Annotated in this window: 14 protein-coding genes and 5 tRNA genes; all 19 read right to left on the reverse strand. The window is 35.4% G+C overall.

Going from position 1 to position 14,945, the window contains the following annotated elements; all coding sequences use genetic code 11:
- Window positions 1-52 precede the first annotated feature (52 nt).
- A complete protein-coding gene (rpoB, locus tag BC962_RS10400; protein ID WP_121345930.1) occupies window positions 53-3,865 on the reverse strand; it encodes a DNA-directed RNA polymerase subunit beta in 3,813 nt (1,270 codons plus the stop codon).
- A 131-nt stretch (window positions 3,866-3,996) separates the two neighbouring features.
- Complete coding sequence (gene rplL, locus BC962_RS10405) at window positions 3,997-4,371, reverse strand: 50S ribosomal protein L7/L12 (protein ID WP_121345931.1); 375 nt, start codon at window positions 4,369-4,371, stop codon at window positions 3,997-3,999.
- Between the two features lie 56 nt (window positions 4,372-4,427).
- A complete protein-coding gene (rplJ, locus tag BC962_RS10410; protein WP_121345932.1) occupies window positions 4,428-4,949 on the reverse strand; it encodes a 50S ribosomal protein L10 in 522 nt (173 codons plus the stop codon).
- A gap of 11 nt (window positions 4,950-4,960) precedes the next feature.
- A complete protein-coding gene (gene rplA / locus BC962_RS10415) occupies window positions 4,961-5,659 on the reverse strand; it encodes a 50S ribosomal protein L1 (RefSeq protein WP_121345933.1) in 699 nt (232 codons plus the stop codon).
- Window positions 5,660-5,678: 19 nt separating this feature from the next.
- The gene (gene rplK, locus BC962_RS10420; protein WP_121345934.1) at window positions 5,679-6,116 is read right to left on the reverse strand and encodes a 50S ribosomal protein L11; all 438 of its coding nucleotides are present in this window, start codon (window positions 6,114-6,116) and stop codon (window positions 5,679-5,681) included.
- A 74-nt stretch (window positions 6,117-6,190) separates the two neighbouring features.
- Window positions 6,191-6,742 (reverse strand): transcription termination/antitermination protein NusG, encoded by a 552-nt coding sequence (gene nusG, locus BC962_RS10425; RefSeq protein ID WP_121345935.1) that lies wholly within the window; start codon window positions 6,740-6,742, stop codon window positions 6,191-6,193.
- 11 nt (window positions 6,743-6,753) lie between these two features.
- A complete protein-coding gene (gene secE / locus BC962_RS10430; protein ID WP_026839340.1) occupies window positions 6,754-6,951 on the reverse strand; it encodes a preprotein translocase subunit SecE in 198 nt (65 codons plus the stop codon).
- Window positions 6,952-7,084: 133 nt separating this feature from the next.
- Window positions 7,085-7,157: transfer RNA gene (locus BC962_RS10435), tRNA-Trp, on the reverse strand.
- Window positions 7,158-7,216: 59 nt separating this feature from the next.
- The gene (tuf, locus tag BC962_RS10440) at window positions 7,217-8,404 is read right to left on the reverse strand and encodes an elongation factor Tu (RefSeq protein WP_121345936.1); all 1,188 of its coding nucleotides are present in this window, start codon (window positions 8,402-8,404) and stop codon (window positions 7,217-7,219) included.
- Between the two features lie 58 nt (window positions 8,405-8,462).
- Window positions 8,463-8,534, reverse strand: a tRNA-Thr gene (locus tag BC962_RS10445).
- Between the two features lie 114 nt (window positions 8,535-8,648).
- A tRNA-Gly gene (locus BC962_RS10450) sits at window positions 8,649-8,721 on the reverse strand.
- A gap of 57 nt (window positions 8,722-8,778) precedes the next feature.
- Window positions 8,779-8,860 (reverse strand) — tRNA-Tyr (locus BC962_RS10455).
- A 238-nt stretch (window positions 8,861-9,098) separates the two neighbouring features.
- Window positions 9,099-9,172: transfer RNA gene (locus tag BC962_RS10460), tRNA-Thr, on the reverse strand.
- Between the two features lie 100 nt (window positions 9,173-9,272).
- Window positions 9,273-9,575, reverse strand: coding sequence for a ribosome hibernation-promoting factor, HPF/YfiA family (gene hpf, locus BC962_RS10465; protein ID WP_121345937.1), 303 nt, complete (start codon window positions 9,573-9,575; stop codon window positions 9,273-9,275).
- Window positions 9,576-9,610: 35 nt separating this feature from the next.
- Window positions 9,611-10,498, reverse strand: a complete 888-nt coding sequence (locus tag BC962_RS10470; RefSeq protein WP_121345938.1) for a tyrosine-type recombinase/integrase — start codon at window positions 10,496-10,498, stop codon at window positions 9,611-9,613.
- Window positions 10,499-10,653: 155 nt separating this feature from the next.
- Window positions 10,654-10,848 (reverse strand): 30S ribosomal protein S21, encoded by a 195-nt coding sequence (rpsU, locus tag BC962_RS10475; protein WP_010229578.1) that lies wholly within the window; start codon window positions 10,846-10,848, stop codon window positions 10,654-10,656.
- 108 nt (window positions 10,849-10,956) lie between these two features.
- Window positions 10,957-12,126 (reverse strand): acyl-CoA dehydrogenase family protein, encoded by a 1,170-nt coding sequence (locus BC962_RS10480; RefSeq protein WP_121345939.1) that lies wholly within the window; start codon window positions 12,124-12,126, stop codon window positions 10,957-10,959.
- 140 nt (window positions 12,127-12,266) lie between these two features.
- Window positions 12,267-13,145, reverse strand: a complete 879-nt coding sequence (locus tag BC962_RS10485) for a ComEA family DNA-binding protein (RefSeq protein WP_121345940.1) — start codon at window positions 13,143-13,145, stop codon at window positions 12,267-12,269.
- Between the two features lie 136 nt (window positions 13,146-13,281).
- The gene (locus BC962_RS10490) at window positions 13,282-14,907 is read right to left on the reverse strand and encodes an alanine/glycine:cation symporter family protein (protein ID WP_121345941.1); all 1,626 of its coding nucleotides are present in this window, start codon (window positions 14,905-14,907) and stop codon (window positions 13,282-13,284) included.
- Between the last annotated feature and the right edge of the window lie 38 nt (window positions 14,908-14,945).

The raw sequence follows: 14,945 nt of genomic DNA on the forward strand, positions 1-14,945 counted from the left end.
AATCCTGTTTTAAGGTTGAGCACTTTCGTACTCAACCTATAAGAACAGTATATTATTCTTCTAATCTAATGTCCAATCCTAATCCTTTCAATTCGTGCATTAACACGTTGAAAGATTCAGGAAGTCCTGGCTCTGGCATAGGCTCTCCTTTCACGATTGCCTCGTAAGTTTTAGCTCTACCAATTACATCATCCGATTTTACGGTTAAGATCTCACGCAAGGTTGCAGAAGCTCCATAAGCCTCTAATGCCCATACTTCCATCTCACCAAAACGTTGACCTCCAAATTGCGCTTTACCACCTAATGGTTGTTGCGTAATAAGAGAGTATGGTCCTATAGAACGTGCATGCATCTTATCATCAATCATATGTCCTAATTTCAACATATAAATAATTCCAACAGTTGCAGGTTGATCAAATCTATCTCCAGTTCCACCATCGTAAAGATGTGTATGTCCAAATCTTGGCACACCGGCTTCATCTGTTAATTCATTGATCTGATCTAAAGTTGCACCATCAAAAATTGGAGTAGCATATTTTCTACCTAATTTTTGTCCAGCCCATCCTAACACAGTCTCATAAATTTGACCAATGTTCATACGAGAAGGTACCCCAAGTGGGTTCAATACGATATCTACAGGTGTTCCATCCTCTAAGAAAGGCATATCTTCCTGACGAACGATACGTGCAACAATACCTTTGTTACCGTGGCGACCCGCCATTTTATCACCAACCTTCAGTTTTCTCTTCTTAGCAACATAAATTTTTGCTAATTTGATAATTCCTGCAGGCAATTCATCTCCAACAGATACTGTAAATTTCTCTCTTCTTAAGTTACCTTGTAAATCGTTCTCCTTGATCTTGTAGTTGTGAATTAAATCTGCAACTAGTTTGTTCAAGTTATCATCTGTAGTCCAAGTTCCTTGAGTAAGGTGAGTATAATCATCTACAGAATTTAACATCTTAAGGGTATATTTCTTACCTTTTGGCATTACTTCTTCCCCTAAGTCGTTCATTACTCCTTGTGCAGTTTTACCTCCAACAATTGTAAACAACTTGTCTATTAATTCAGCTTTAAGAACATTGAATTTTGCATCATAGTTTTTCTCTAATGCAGAAACATCTTCCTTATCCTGAACTCTTTTACGTTTATCTTTTACAGCTCTAGCAAAAAGTTTCTTGTTAATTACAACCCCTCTTAAAGATGGGTGTGCTTTTAACGAAGCATCTTTTACATCTCCTGCTTTATCCCCGAAGATAGCACGTAATAATTTTTCTTCTGGAGTAGGATCACTTTCTCCTTTAGGAGTGATCTTACCAATAAGAATATCACCAGGCTTTACTTCAGCTCCAATTCTAATCATACCATTTTCATCCAAGTCCTTAGTGGCTTCTTCAGAAACGTTTGGAATATCATTAGTTAATTCTTCGTTACCTAATTTGGTATCTCTAACTTCTAATGAATATTCATCTATATGAATAGAGGTAAATACATCTTCTCTAACAACTCTTTCAGAAATTACAATTGCATCCTCAAAGTTATATCCTTTCCAAGGCATGAAGGCAACCTTCATATTTCTACCTAAAGCAAGTTCTCCTGCTTCTGTAGCATAACCTTGACAAAGTACTTGACCTTTAGAAACTCTATCCCCAACACTTACGATTGGTCTTAAGTTAATAGAAGTACCTTGGTTTGTTTTTCTAAACTTGATAAGGTTGTAAGTTTTAGAATCACTTTCAAAACTCACCATTCTTTCTTCCTCTGATCGGTCGTATTTAATGGTAATTTTTTCAGCATCTACATACTCAACTTCACCTGGTCCTTCAGCATTAATCAATACACGAGAATCTGTAGCTACTTGTCTTTCCAGACCAGTACCAACAATAGGAGATTCAGCTCTTAATAAAGGAACCGCCTGACGCATCATGTTAGATCCCATCAATGCTCTGTTGGCATCATCATGTTCCAAAAATGGAATTAATGAAGCCGAGATCGAAGAAATTTGGTTTGGTGCAACATCTATATAGTGAATCTCTTTAGGATCTACTACCGGGAAGTCACCTTCCATACGTGCAATAACCTTATCTGTATTTATAGTACCATCATCTGTTAAAGGAATGTTGGCCTGTGCTATCTTTTTGTTCTCTTCTTCTTCAGCACTTAAATAAATAGGGTCTTCAGAAAAATCGATCTTAGCATTATCAACTTTTCGGTAAGGAGTTTCAATGAATCCCATTCCATTCACTTTTGCAAATACAGAAAGTGAAGAAATAAGTCCAATGTTTGGTCCCTCTGGAGTTTCAATAGGACAAAGTCTTCCGTAGTGTGTATAGTGAACATCACGTACCTCAAATCCTGCTCTTTCTCTTGAGAGTCCACCTGGTCCTAATGCAGATAATCTACGTTTGTGGGTGATCTCTGCCAATGGATTTGTTTGATCCATGAATTGAGATAATTGGTTAGTTCCAAAGAAGGAATTAATTACAGAAGACAATGTCTTTGCATTAATTAAATCTATAGGCGTAAACACTTCATTATCACGAACGTTCATACGCTCACGAATAGTACGTGCCATACGTGCTAGACCAACACCAAATTGCTGAGAAAGTTGCTCTCCTACTGTTCTAACACGACGGTTAGATAAGTGATCGATATCATCTATCTCTGCTTTAGAGTTAATTAACTCTATTAAATATTTTACAATGGTAATAATATCTTCTTTAGTAAGCACTTGCTTATCCATTCCGATATCCAACTGTAATTTCTTATTCATTCTATAACGACCTACTTCCCCTAAAGAGTAACGTTGGTCTGAGAAGAACAATTTATCTATAATACCACGTGCAGTTTCCTCATCTGGCGGTTCTGCATTACGTAATTGACGGTAGATATGCTCAACAGCTTCTTTTTCAGAGTTTGTTGGATCTTTTTGCAATGTATTATGAATAATTGCGTAATCTCCAGTTGAGTTATCTTCCTTATGAAGCAAAATAGTTTTATTACCAGTTTCAAGGATCTCCTCAATATGGTCTTTATCTAATTCTGTATCACGATCTAAAACGATCTCATTTCGCTCAATAGATACAACCTCACCAGTATCTTCATCTACGAAATCTTCATACCATGTATTTAACACTCTTGCCGCTAACTTACGACCAAGATATTTTTTTAATCCTGTTTTAGAAACTTTTACTTCTTCTGCAAGGTCAAAGATCTCAAGGATATCCTTATCTCTTTCAAAACCAATTGCACGGAAAAGTGTAGTAACAGGTAATTTTTTCTTTCTATCGATATACGCGTACATCACGTTATTAATATCGGTAGCAAATTCTATCCAAGATCCTTTAAAAGGAATAACTCGCGCAGAATATAATTTTGTTCCATTCGCATGGAAAGACTGTCCAAAGAAAACACCAGGTGAACGGTGCAATTGAGAAACAACCACTCGCTCTGCTCCATTAATACAAAATGTCCCACTAGGAGTCATATAAGGGATAGTCCCTAAATATACATCCTGTACAATAGTTTCGAAATCTTCGTGTTCTGGATCTGTACAATATAATTTTAAACGAGCTTTTAACGGCACGCTATAAGTCAAACCACGCTCTATACATTCCTGAATGGAATATCTTGGTGGATCCACAAAATAATCCAGGAATTCTAATACGAATTGATTGCGGGTATCTGTAATAGGAAAGTTTTCCAGGAAAGTGTTATAGAGACCTTCATCTCCTCTTTCTTCTGATTTTGTTTCTAATTGAAAGAAGTCCTGAAACGACTTAATTTGGACATCCAAAAAGTCTGGATAATCAGGCTTGTTCTTTACAGAAGAGAAATTCAATCTTTCAGTTTGCGTTGCTAACATCAATGGACGGAATTATAATTTATATAAAATATGTGTGCGTTATAAGGCATAAGCTTCATATACGCAAAAGGGTTTAGACCTTCGGGAGCTAGTCCCGAGGTCTAAACCTAAATATATTGCTTGTGGTAAGCTTATTTAAGCTCAACCTCGGCTCCTGCTTCTTCTAATTGCGCTTTTAATGCTTCAGCTTCATCTTTAGAAACCGCTTCTTTTACTGCTTTTGGTGCTCCATCAACTAATTCCTTAGCATCTTTAAGACCTAATCCAGTAAGTTCTTTTACTAATTTAACTACTGCTAATTTAGACCCACCTGCAGCTTTAAGAATTACGTCGAATTCTGTTTGCTCATCGGCAGCATCATCACCACCACCAGCTGGACCAGCCATAGCTACAGCAGCAGCTGCAGGCTCGATACCATACTCATCTTTTAATATAGTAGCCAACTCATTTACTTCTTTTACAGTAAGGTTAACCAATTGTTCTGCGAAATCTTTTAAATCTGCCATTTTCTATCGTTTTAAAATGTTCTTTAATTTATAATTGTTAAAAAGTGCGTACGTGCTTAATCTTCCTTCTCAGAAAGAGTTTTAAGAATTCCGGCTAATTTACCACCACTTGACTTTAATGCTGAAATAACATTCTTAGCAGGTGATTGTAACAATCCGATAATATCCCCAATAACTTCTTCTTTAGACTTGATATTAACCAATGTCTCTAAGTAGTCATCACCAACATAAATAGCTTCTGCTATAAAAGCTCCTTTAAGTAAAGGTGTTTGAGTTTTCTTTCTGAATTCTTTTATTACTTTCGCTGGAGCATTTCCAGTTTCCGAAAGCATTATTGAGGTGTTACCTTTTAAAACTGTAGGAAGATCACCGAAGTCTTTATCGGAAGCTTCCATAGCTTTAGCAAGTAACGTATTTTTAACTACTGCAAGTTGTACGTTCGCTTTGTAACAAGCTCTACGTAAATTTGTAGTACTCAAGGCGTTTAAACCTGAGATATCTGCAAGGTAAATAATAGAATTATTTGTTAACTGCGCAGTTAAATCTTCAATTACTAATGATTTTTCTTCTCTTGTCATAATCTATAATATTATTGCTCAGTGAACCTTTTAGTATCAACTTCAACACTTGGGCTCATTGTAGAAGACATATATATACTCTTTATATATACACCCTTAGAAGCCACCGGTTTCAATTTAACCAACGTAGTTAATAATTCTCTTGCGTTTCCAGCAATCTTATCAGCATCAAAAGATGCTTTTCCAATACCTGCATGTACAATTCCAGTTTTATCAACTTTAAAGTCAATTTTACCAGCTTTAACTTCAGAGATCGCTTTCGCAACATCCATTGTTACTGTACCAGTTTTTGGGTTAGGCATCAATCCTCTTGGTCCTAAAACTCTACCTAAAGGTCCTAATTTCCCCATAACACTTGGCATGGTGATAATTACATCAACATCTGTCCAACCACCTTTGATCTTTTCTAGGTATTCATCTAAACCTACGAAATCTGCACCGGCTTCTTTAGCTTCAGCTTCCTTATCTGGAGTTACTAATGCTAAAACCTTTACGTCTTTACCTGTACCATGAGGAAGAGTTACAACTCCTCTCACCATTTGATTTGCTTTACGTGGATCTACATTCAAACGAATAGCTAAATCTACAGAAGGATCAAAATTTGCGTTGGTAATTTCTTTTATCAAAGCTGAAGCTTCTGCTACCGAATACTGTTTCCCGTTTTCGATTTTAGATTGAGCTTCTTTTTGCTTTTTAGTTACTTTTGCCATTTTTAATATCTATTTTGGATTAAAACGGCGCTTGCCCTTTTACAGTTACACCCATAGAACGAGCAGTTCCTGCTATCATTTTCATAGCTGAATTGATGTTAAATGCATTTAAATCTTGCATTTTATCTTCAGCAATTGCTCTTACTTGATCCCAAGATACACTAGCAATTTTTTTACGATTAGGCTCACCCGATCCTTTTTTTGATTTTGCCGCTTCTAATATCTGCACAGCAGCTGGTGGAGTTTTAATTACAAAATCAAAAGACTTATCTTTGAATACTGTAATTACAACAGGTAATACTTTACCTGGCTTATCTTGAGTTCTAGCATTAAACTGCTTACAAAACTCCATGATATTAACTCCGGCAGCACCTAAAGCAGGTCCAACTGGTGGTGATGGGTTAGCAGCACCTCCGCGAACTTGTAGCTTAACAACTTTACTTATTTCTTTTGCCATTATTATTGTTTTTAGATGATAGTTTTAGAGTGGAAGCTTTAAAAACTATCAAAAATATATGTAACAGTAATTCTTTATACCTTTTCTACTTGCATATAACTTAATTCTAATGGTGTTTTTCTTCCGAAAATTTTAACCATTACTTCAAGTTTACGCTTCTCTTCGTTGATCTTTTCTACAGTTCCGTTGAAACCATTGAATGGACCATCAATTACTTTTATAGTTTCTCCAATAGTAAATGGTATTGCGACATTATCTGCTTTAACCGATAACTCATCCACTTTACCTAACATTCTATTTACTTCAGATCTTCTTAATGGCACAGGATCTCCTCCTTTTGTCTCACCAAGAAAACCAATAACACCGTTAATAGTTTTAATAATGTGAGGAATCTCTCCTCCTAAGTTTGCTAATACCATAATATATCCAGGAAAGTAAACACGTTCTTTAGAAACTTTCTTACCATTTCTAATTTGAATAACTTTCTCTGTAGGAACAAGCACTTCACCAATAAAATCTTCTAAACCATGATGCGAAATTTCTCTCTCAATATATTCCTTAACCTTATTTTCTTGACCACTTACGGCGCGAACCACGTACCATTTCTTATCCTTAACCTCTGCCATAGCCTTAAAATTTAAGATTTAATCCATTCAAAATATTGTTCAATAGCCGAACTAAATACGGTATCTACGCCCCAAATAGCTAATGAAAAAATGATTGAAAAAACAGCTACAACTACTGTTAATTTTTGAGCTTCTGCCCAACTTGGCCATGTAACGTGATTTCTCAATTCGTTATAAGACTCTGAAATATAATTGACGATTCCTGCCATGGTTTTATCTATTTACACAAATTCTAATAATACTCTCTTCAGAGAAAATTCAAAAAGAAAGAACTTAAATTACAATCCTGTGATTATATATTCTTAAAAAAAAGCTTCCTATTTAGGAATCTTAATTATCAAGCACGGGTTGAGAGACTCGAACTCACGACACCTGGTTTTGGAGACCAGTGCTCTACCAACTGAGCTAAACCCGTAAATATAAGTTTAGGTATCCTACTTAAAAGCAGGATACCTATAAACTTATGTATAATTCTTAGTCTAAAATTTCAGTAACTTGACCAGCACCTACAGTTCTACCACCTTCACGAATTGCAAAACGTAAACCTACGTTCATCGCGATAGTTTGTAGCAACTCAACATGTATAGTTAAGTTATCTCCAGGCATAACCATTTCAACACCTTCTGGCAAGTTGATAGTTCCTGTAACATCAGTAGTACGTACGTAAAACTGAGGACGGTAGTTATTATGGAATGGAGTGTGACGTCCACCTTCTTCTTTTTTCAAGATATAAACCTCTGCTTTAAACTTAGCGTGAGGAGTTACAGATCCTGGCTTAACGATTACCATTCCTCTTGAGATCATTGACTTCTCAATACCTCTTAAAAGAATACCTGCGTTATCTCCAGCTTCACCTCTGTTAAGGATTTGACGGAACATTTCAATACCAGTAATAGTAGATGTCAATTTCTGAGCACCCATACCAATAATCTCAACAGGATCTCCTGTATTTGCTATTCCAGTTTCAATTCTACCAGTTGCAACAGTACCACGACCAGTAATAGAGAATACATCTTCAATAGGCATTAAGAAAGGCTTCTCAACATCACGAACTGGAAGTTCGATCCAAGAATCCACAGCTTCCATTAATTCTAGAACTGTATTTACCCATTTTTCTTCACCGTTAAGTGCTCCTAAAGCAGATCCAGCGATTACAGGTCCATTATCTCCATCATATTCGTAGAAAGAAAGTAAATCTCTTACTTCCATTTCAACTAATTCTAATAATTCTTCATCATCAACCATATCCACTTTGTTCATGAATACAACGATTCTAGGAATACCAACCTGGCGTCCTAAAAGGATGTGCTCACGAGTTTGTGGCATTGGCCCATCAGTAGCCGCAACTACCAAGATAGCACCGTCCATTTGAGCAGCACCAGTAACCATGTTCTTCACGTAATCGGCGTGACCAGGACAATCTACGTGTGCGTAGTGACGCTCTTTAGTAGAGTATTCTACGTGTGAAGAGTTAATTGTAATACCTCTTTCTTTTTCTTCTGGAGCGTTGTCAATCTGATCAAAAGACATAGCTGCTGAATATCCAGCGTCAGCCATTACTTTAGTAATCGCTGCAGTTAAGGTAGTTTTTCCGTGATCTACGTGTCCTATCGTACCTATGTTTAAGTGCGGTTTGGAACGATCAAAAGTTTCCTTTGCCATAATTAATGATTATTTATTCTTAGTTATATATTAGTGTTCAATTTTAAACAAAATTAAGAGCCAACGACGAGAATTGAACTCGTGACCTCTTCCTTACCAAGGAAACGCTCTACCCCTGAGCTACGTCGGCAAAAAAGGCTATCCCCCACAAGCTTACACCTGTTGGAGATAAAGAACAGTTATTTAAAACCGTTGTTGTCCTTAGAGCTAGAGATCACGCAACTGCAAGATCGCTTTTTCTTAGAGCGAAAGACCGGGTTCGAACCGGCGACATTCAGCTTGGAAGGCTGACGCTCTACCAACTGAGCTACTTTCGCAAGATAGAAACATCTAAAAAGATATTTCTGTTGGATACATCACTTATAAGTGATTTGTGGGGAGAGCAGGATTCGAACCTGCGAAGACGTAGTCAGCAGATTTACAGTCTGCCCTCGTTGGCCGCTTGAGTATCTCCCCAATATTACCTTTTCAAAATTTCATAGAACCATTGAAATCTACACTTAAATGGTCTGCTTTTTTTGAAGGTGCAAATTTAATGAAATTTACTCCTTAAATCAAAACATTTTTCAAGATTTTCTGAAATAAAATAAAACTTGCGCCCTACTCGTCTCAGAATAAATTATTTATCCTAAAAAATAAACATTCACTACACTGTAAATCTTTATTTTTTTAATGCGATTTCAATTTTTCAAAGAGCCGATGGAGGGACTCGAACCCACGACCTGCTGATTACAAATCAGCTGCTCTAGCCAGCTGAGCTACATCGGCATTTTTATACTTTTTCAGCATAAAAAAGTCCGCTATTTCTAACGGACTGCAAATGTATACATTTTATTTATTTCACAAAAATTATTTGGGAAATAATTTACTAAACATGAGCGCTCATTTTTTCTTTCTTTTTTAATAATTGACGTTGTAATGCGCTAATCGATTCATCTACACACTCTTCAAACTTCTTACACTTCTTTTTCACAATTACATCTCCACCTGGAATACTTAATAATATTTCTGTAATCTTATTTTCTTTTTCGCTCGTCTTCTGAACTTTTAAAAACACATCGGCATAAATAATCTTATCATAGAAGTGTTCTAATTTATCTAATCTGTTTTGAATGAAATCGATCAATTTCTGATCTGCGTTAAAATTTACTGATTGCACATTTACTTTCATCTCCTATAAAATTTAATTAAACAATAATTTTACTATCAATCCTTGTTTTCACGAGGATGGGATTTCCTATACACTTTGCTTAGTTCTGCAATGTTGCTGTGGGTATAGACCTGTGTTGACGCTAAACTGGAATGACCTAATAACTCTTTAACAGAGTTTAAATTTGCTCCATGATTTAACAAGTGTGTTGCAAAGGAGTGCCTTAAAATATGAGGACTCTTTTTTAGCTTGTTAGATGCTTCACTAAAGTAATTATTTATAATCCTATAAACAAGAGTTTCATATATTTTATCGCCCTTTTCCGTTAGAAATAATTCAGTATTATTTTCAGAAGTTATTTTATCTCGGAAACCCAAATAAAATTGAAGCTGTTTACAAAGCTCTGGTAATAAAGGGATATATCGCTCCTTATTTCTTTTCCCCAGTACTTTGATCAATCTATTCTGAAGATCAAGATCTTGCAGTTTTACACCTACAAGCTCCGAACGCCGAATGCCTGTAGCATAAAACATGGTAACTATAGTAAGATCTCGGGAGGTTTTAAAAGAATTTGGAACAATAGAAGAAACTACATCTTCAATTTCCTTTTCAGAAAAAGGAATCTGCACGCTCTTTTTTGTTTTAAGTGATTTATGGCTGGCTAAAGGAGTTGCAAATAACTGGTTCGTTCTTACCAAATATTTATAATAAGCCTTTAAAGAAGCTACTTTACGGTTCACACTACTATTAGCAATACCAGAATTAACTAAACTTACTATCCAGTTTCTAATTTGAGGGTAATTTACAAGGATCAAGTCTTCTTGATCGAACTCTTTATATATAAAATCTCTAAATGAGTCCAGATCGGCCTTATACGCTTTTACCGTATGCGCTGAGTATTTTTTCTCTAATTGAAGATATTCTAAAAAGTGAGATATGGGCATAAAAAAAACTGTTGGTAAACAAAGTTATAAAACTTTGACTCACCAACAGTAGTTTATCTTGGATACCCTTTAACGGGTTCGATTTAGTTTTCTATTCAATAGAAAGAAGACTTATCGAAACTAGATTTTAACAGGGTTACCCCTAAATCAAATCTCTAGATCTCTTCCTTATCTCTTAAGTTCTGAATGTATTGAGCTTTTTGTAACTGGGCTCTATTCACAACAGAAGGCTTCGAAAATGCTTGTCTGCTTCTTAGCTGACGCATAGTTCCTGTTCTATCAAATTTACGTTTGAAACGCTTTAGCGCTCTATCGATATTCTCTCCGTCTTTAACTGGTATAATTAACATAGTATCACCTCCTTTCGTTAGAAATTAAAGCGCAAAGATAATTGATTTCATTAACCTCGCAACCTTTATTTAAATAATTTTATTTTATATAGTATCTAATTGCTAAACCTAGTGAGCAGCTGGCTTATACTCTTTTTTATCTATCACCATTTTAGCGATAATCTCTCTTAGGATCTCTGAAGTTCCACCTCCAATTGGTCCTAACCTACTATCTCTAAGCAATCTTGCCATAGGATATTCTTCCATATAGCCATAACCTCCTAATAATTGCAAACAGTCATAAATAACCTTGTCCGCCATTTTTGTTGAAAGCAATTTAGACATACTTGCTTCTTTAACCACATACACACCATCTATCATTCTCTTAACGATAGAATAATTAAACTCCTTACACATTTCAACTTCACTTGCCATTTCCGCAACATTATGTCTTAATGCCTGAAATTTATCTATGGTTTTTCCAAATGCCATACGTTCACCCATGTAATTGATAGCGTAATCTAGAGCAAATTCTGCTCTTGCATGAGCGTTCACTCCCATGATCAACCTTTCAAAAGCAAAATGCTGCATTATGTAGTTAAAACCTTTGTCTTCATCTCCCATTAAGTTTGATGCCGGAATCTCTACATTATCAAAAGCAATTTCTGCTGTATCTGAAGCTCTCCATCCTAGCTTATCTAACTTAGTAGATGATATTCCAGGAGTATCTCTATCCATAAGAAAGATGCTCATTCCTTTTCCACCCTTATCTGGGCTGGTTTTGGCTGCAACAACTAAATAGTCTGAGTAAACACCGTTCGTAATAAAGGTTTTTGAACCATTAATTACATATTTATCTCCTTTTTTAACTGCAGTAGTTCTCATTGCTGCCACATCAGATCCTCCAAAAGGTTCTGTAATACACAAACATCCTATTTTTTCCCCTGCAATACTCGGAGCCAAATAATTCTTTTTAATTTCCTCACTACCTTCAACGTTTAAATGCGTCATTGCTAAATAAGAATGCGCCCACATTGCAGCAGCAAAACCTCCAGAATTAATTTTCTGAAGCTCTTCTAAGAAGATCACCGTATAGAACAAGTCTAATTCTAAGCCACCATATTTTTCAGGGTATGTTAACCCAAAATATCCCATCTCTCCAAACTTCTCCCAGATAAAACGCTCTATGGTTCCAGTTTTCTCCCATTTCTCTATATGTGGAACAACTTCTTTTTTTAAAAATTCTTGAAAACTCTTTCTAAAAAGTTCGTGTTCCTCGGTAAAATACATGCTATTCATAAAGTATAATTCTATAATATTAGGGTAGATATAAAACTAAAGATCAGGTAATACTAGTATTTTTCTTTGGAAATATATCTCAACAAATTCATAGGAAAACAGAATTTACACAAATTAAGTTCTTACCTAATTCCGAATTCCTATTCTAAGGTCAAATATAACGCTATTCTATCTATTTTTTCTGAAGGAAACCCCTTAATTTTTGCCAATTCTTCAAACGAGCTTATTCTTTCATGGAGTATTCTATAATTGATGATCTCTCTAGCCAACTCGTAATCCAGATAGGGAACGGAGGCGATTTCTAGCACAGAAGCCTTATTAATACTGTAAATAACCAAATCTGTCGGTTTAAATACTGAGAAATTATTTAGTAGTTCATTTCTTGTTTCAAAGTTTAATCCATAAATATCTTTTAACTGAAGATCTGAAATAAACCCTCCAATTTTTAATCTATACTTTATAATTCTTGTTGCTAACACCTCACCAATTCCCTTTACACTAATTAGTTCTTCCAAAGTTGCTGAATTTAGATCTAGTCCGGCACTTTTAGCAGAACTAGCTATGGAAAAAAGTGTTTTATTCTCTCCTTGTTTAGATTTTTTAACCCAATCTGGAAATTTAAAATAAGGAGAAATTTTATTTAAAAGACTATCTGAAACCAAAGTGACTTTTTGAAATTCTTCGGAGGAATTCACCCACTTATTAGATTTTCTAAAAAGAAGTAATCTATCTATTTCATCTACAGACATTCCCAGAGTATAGCCTTTATAATCTGTAATTAAATTAGGATTAAAAGGATATATCTTTACTTCTGAATCTGCCAGCGCAACTTGCTTTAAAGAATCTATCTGTATTTGATACTGGGCAATTCTTGCAGTATCTTCTTTATTAATATCCATTTCAGAATTAAAATCCACGAAGAAATAAACTAGCTGAAAAATAATAATGATCAACACCAATAAAAAGATCCCGTTTTGCTGACTCTTACTGAAGATAAAATGCGATCCTAAATTGCTCATAATTAATACTTCGGAATTAAATCTAGTATTAAATTAAGTCATTTTTTTGAACTATCAACGAATTGAATAATGGAAACGAAAAATCCCACATTACCAATAGAGGTAATGTGGGATTTATATATTAATCTTTACTTATTTACATTTTCTTTTGAAGATCATCTGCTCCATCTTCTATAGCCTCTTCTTTAATACTTATAGCTTTTAGATACTTTGTAAGTTCTTTCTTTATCACCGGAGTTAAAAACAAGACTCCAATAATATTTGGTACAACCATCGCAAAGATCATTGCATCAGAAAAATCAATTACCGCACCTAGACTTATAGAAGCTCCTATAACAACAAATACTAGGAACAATGCTTTATAAACTAGATCTGTAACTTTTCCTTTACCAAAAAGATATACCCAACCTTGCATTCCATAATAAGACCAAGAGATCATAGTAGAAAAAGCAAATAAGATTACTGCTATAGTAAGTATAATAGAGAAATGTGGAATTACACTATCAAATGCAATTGCAGTTAGCTCTACCCCTTCTGTAATTGGCACTCCGTAAGTCATGAATCCACCTTCTAGGTTCGTAATAATAATTACCAAAGCAGTCATTGTACATATAATTACGGTATCCACAAATGGTTCTAGTAACGCAACAATCCCTTCACTTGCCGGATATTTAGTTCGAACTGCCGAGTGAGCAATTGCAGCAGATCCAACACCTGCTTCGTTAGAGAAAGCTCCACGACGAATTCCTTGTATCATAACACCTACTAATCCACCTGCTATTCCTAATCCAGAAAACGCACCTTCATATATTAATGCAAAAGCATTATCTATTAAATGCCAGTTAGCCCCTAAAATTATAAGAGAAGCTAGAACGTATATCCCAGCCATAAAAGGAACTACTTTCTCTGTAACACTAGCAATTCTTTTAATTCCCCCTATAATAACCACAGCTACTAAACCTGCCATCACTAAACCAAAATAAAAGCCTGCATTTCCACCAGTCAATTCAAAAAGCTGAACAAATTGTGCAGCAGCTGGATTGGCCTGAAACATATTTCCACCACCAAATGATCCACCAATAACAAAAACAGCGAATACAACGGCTAAAACTTTTCCTATTTTTCCAAATCCTTTTTCTTTAAGTCCTTTACTTAGGTAGTACATTGGTCCTCCATATACAGTACCATCTTCTCCAACATCTCTATATTTAACACCAAGAGTACACTCCGCAAATTTTGAAGCCATTCCTAAAAATCCAGCTAAGATCATCCAGAAAGTTGCTCCTGGTCCTCCAATAGAAAGAGCTACGGCAACCCCTGCAATGTTACCTAATCCAACTGTTGCAGATAAAGCAGCAGTTAATGCCTGAAAGTGAGAAACCTCTCCATCTGCACCATCATCCCTTATTGTTTCAATAATATTTTCACCTTCATTTGGTGTAGCATCACCGTATAAGGTACTTGCACCATGTTTTTCTATGTCTTCATATTGACCCTTAACAACTCTAAATGCAGTGATAAATCCGGTGACATTAATGAATTTAAAATAAACAGTAAGATACAATGCACCACCAACCAATACTATAAGCACCCACGGAATTTGAAAGGTTTCCGAAAAAGGAATTTCGTAAAAAATTAGATCTACAAACCAGCTTGTATATGCGCGAAAAGTCTCGTCTATTACTTCTGAAGTGGTTTGTTCCTGTGCGAATGTTAGTAATGGAGTAATTATTGCAAATAAGGAAAATAAAATTTTCTTCATTATTACTTAGAGTTTATTAAGTTAAAAGGTTAAAAAAA

It is taken from the genome of Gillisia mitskevichiae, from assembly GCF_003634585.1.
Classification (GTDB): domain Bacteria; phylum Bacteroidota; class Bacteroidia; order Flavobacteriales; family Flavobacteriaceae; genus Gillisia; species Gillisia mitskevichiae.

Bases quoted from the DNA above. Each gene is read 5' to 3' on its own strand.
- rplA (WP_121345933.1), bottom strand. From the start codon at position 5,659: ATGGCAAAAGTAACTAAAAAGCAAAAAGAAGCTCAATCTAAAATCGAA.
- BC962_RS10490 (WP_121345941.1), bottom strand. From the start codon at position 14,907: ATGAAGAAAATTTTATTTTCCTTATTTGCAATAATTACTCCATTACTA.
- BC962_RS10470 (WP_121345938.1), bottom strand. From the start codon at position 10,498: ATGCCCATATCTCACTTTTTAGAATATCTTCAATTAGAGAAAAAATAC.
- rpoB (WP_121345930.1), bottom strand. From the start codon at position 3,865: ATGTTAGCAACGCAAACTGAAAGATTGAATTTCTCTTCTGTAAAGAAC.
- hpf (WP_121345937.1), bottom strand. From the start codon at position 9,575: ATGAAAGTAAATGTGCAATCAGTAAATTTTAACGCAGATCAGAAATTG.
- BC962_RS10480 (WP_121345939.1), bottom strand. From the start codon at position 12,126: ATGAATAGCATGTATTTTACCGAGGAACACGAACTTTTTAGAAAGAGT.
- rplJ (WP_121345932.1), bottom strand. From the start codon at position 4,949: ATGACAAGAGAAGAAAAATCATTAGTAATTGAAGATTTAACTGCGCAG.
- rplL (WP_121345931.1), bottom strand. From the start codon at position 4,371: ATGGCAGATTTAAAAGATTTCGCAGAACAATTGGTTAACCTTACTGTA.
- tuf (WP_121345936.1), bottom strand. From the start codon at position 8,404: ATGGCAAAGGAAACTTTTGATCGTTCCAAACCGCACTTAAACATAGGT.
- secE (WP_026839340.1), bottom strand. From the start codon at position 6,951: ATGGCAGGAATCGTCAATTATATTTCAGAGTCTTATAACGAATTGAGA.
- rpsU (WP_010229578.1), bottom strand. From the start codon at position 10,848: ATGTTAATTATACCAGTTAAAGACGGAGAGAATATCGATAGAGCGCTA.
- rplK (WP_121345934.1), bottom strand. From the start codon at position 6,116: ATGGCAAAAGAAATAAGTAAAGTTGTTAAGCTACAAGTTCGCGGAGGT.
- nusG (WP_121345935.1), bottom strand. From the start codon at position 6,742: ATGGCAGAGGTTAAGGATAAGAAATGGTACGTGGTTCGCGCCGTAAGT.
- BC962_RS10485 (WP_121345940.1), bottom strand. From the start codon at position 13,145: ATGAGCAATTTAGGATCGCATTTTATCTTCAGTAAGAGTCAGCAAAAC.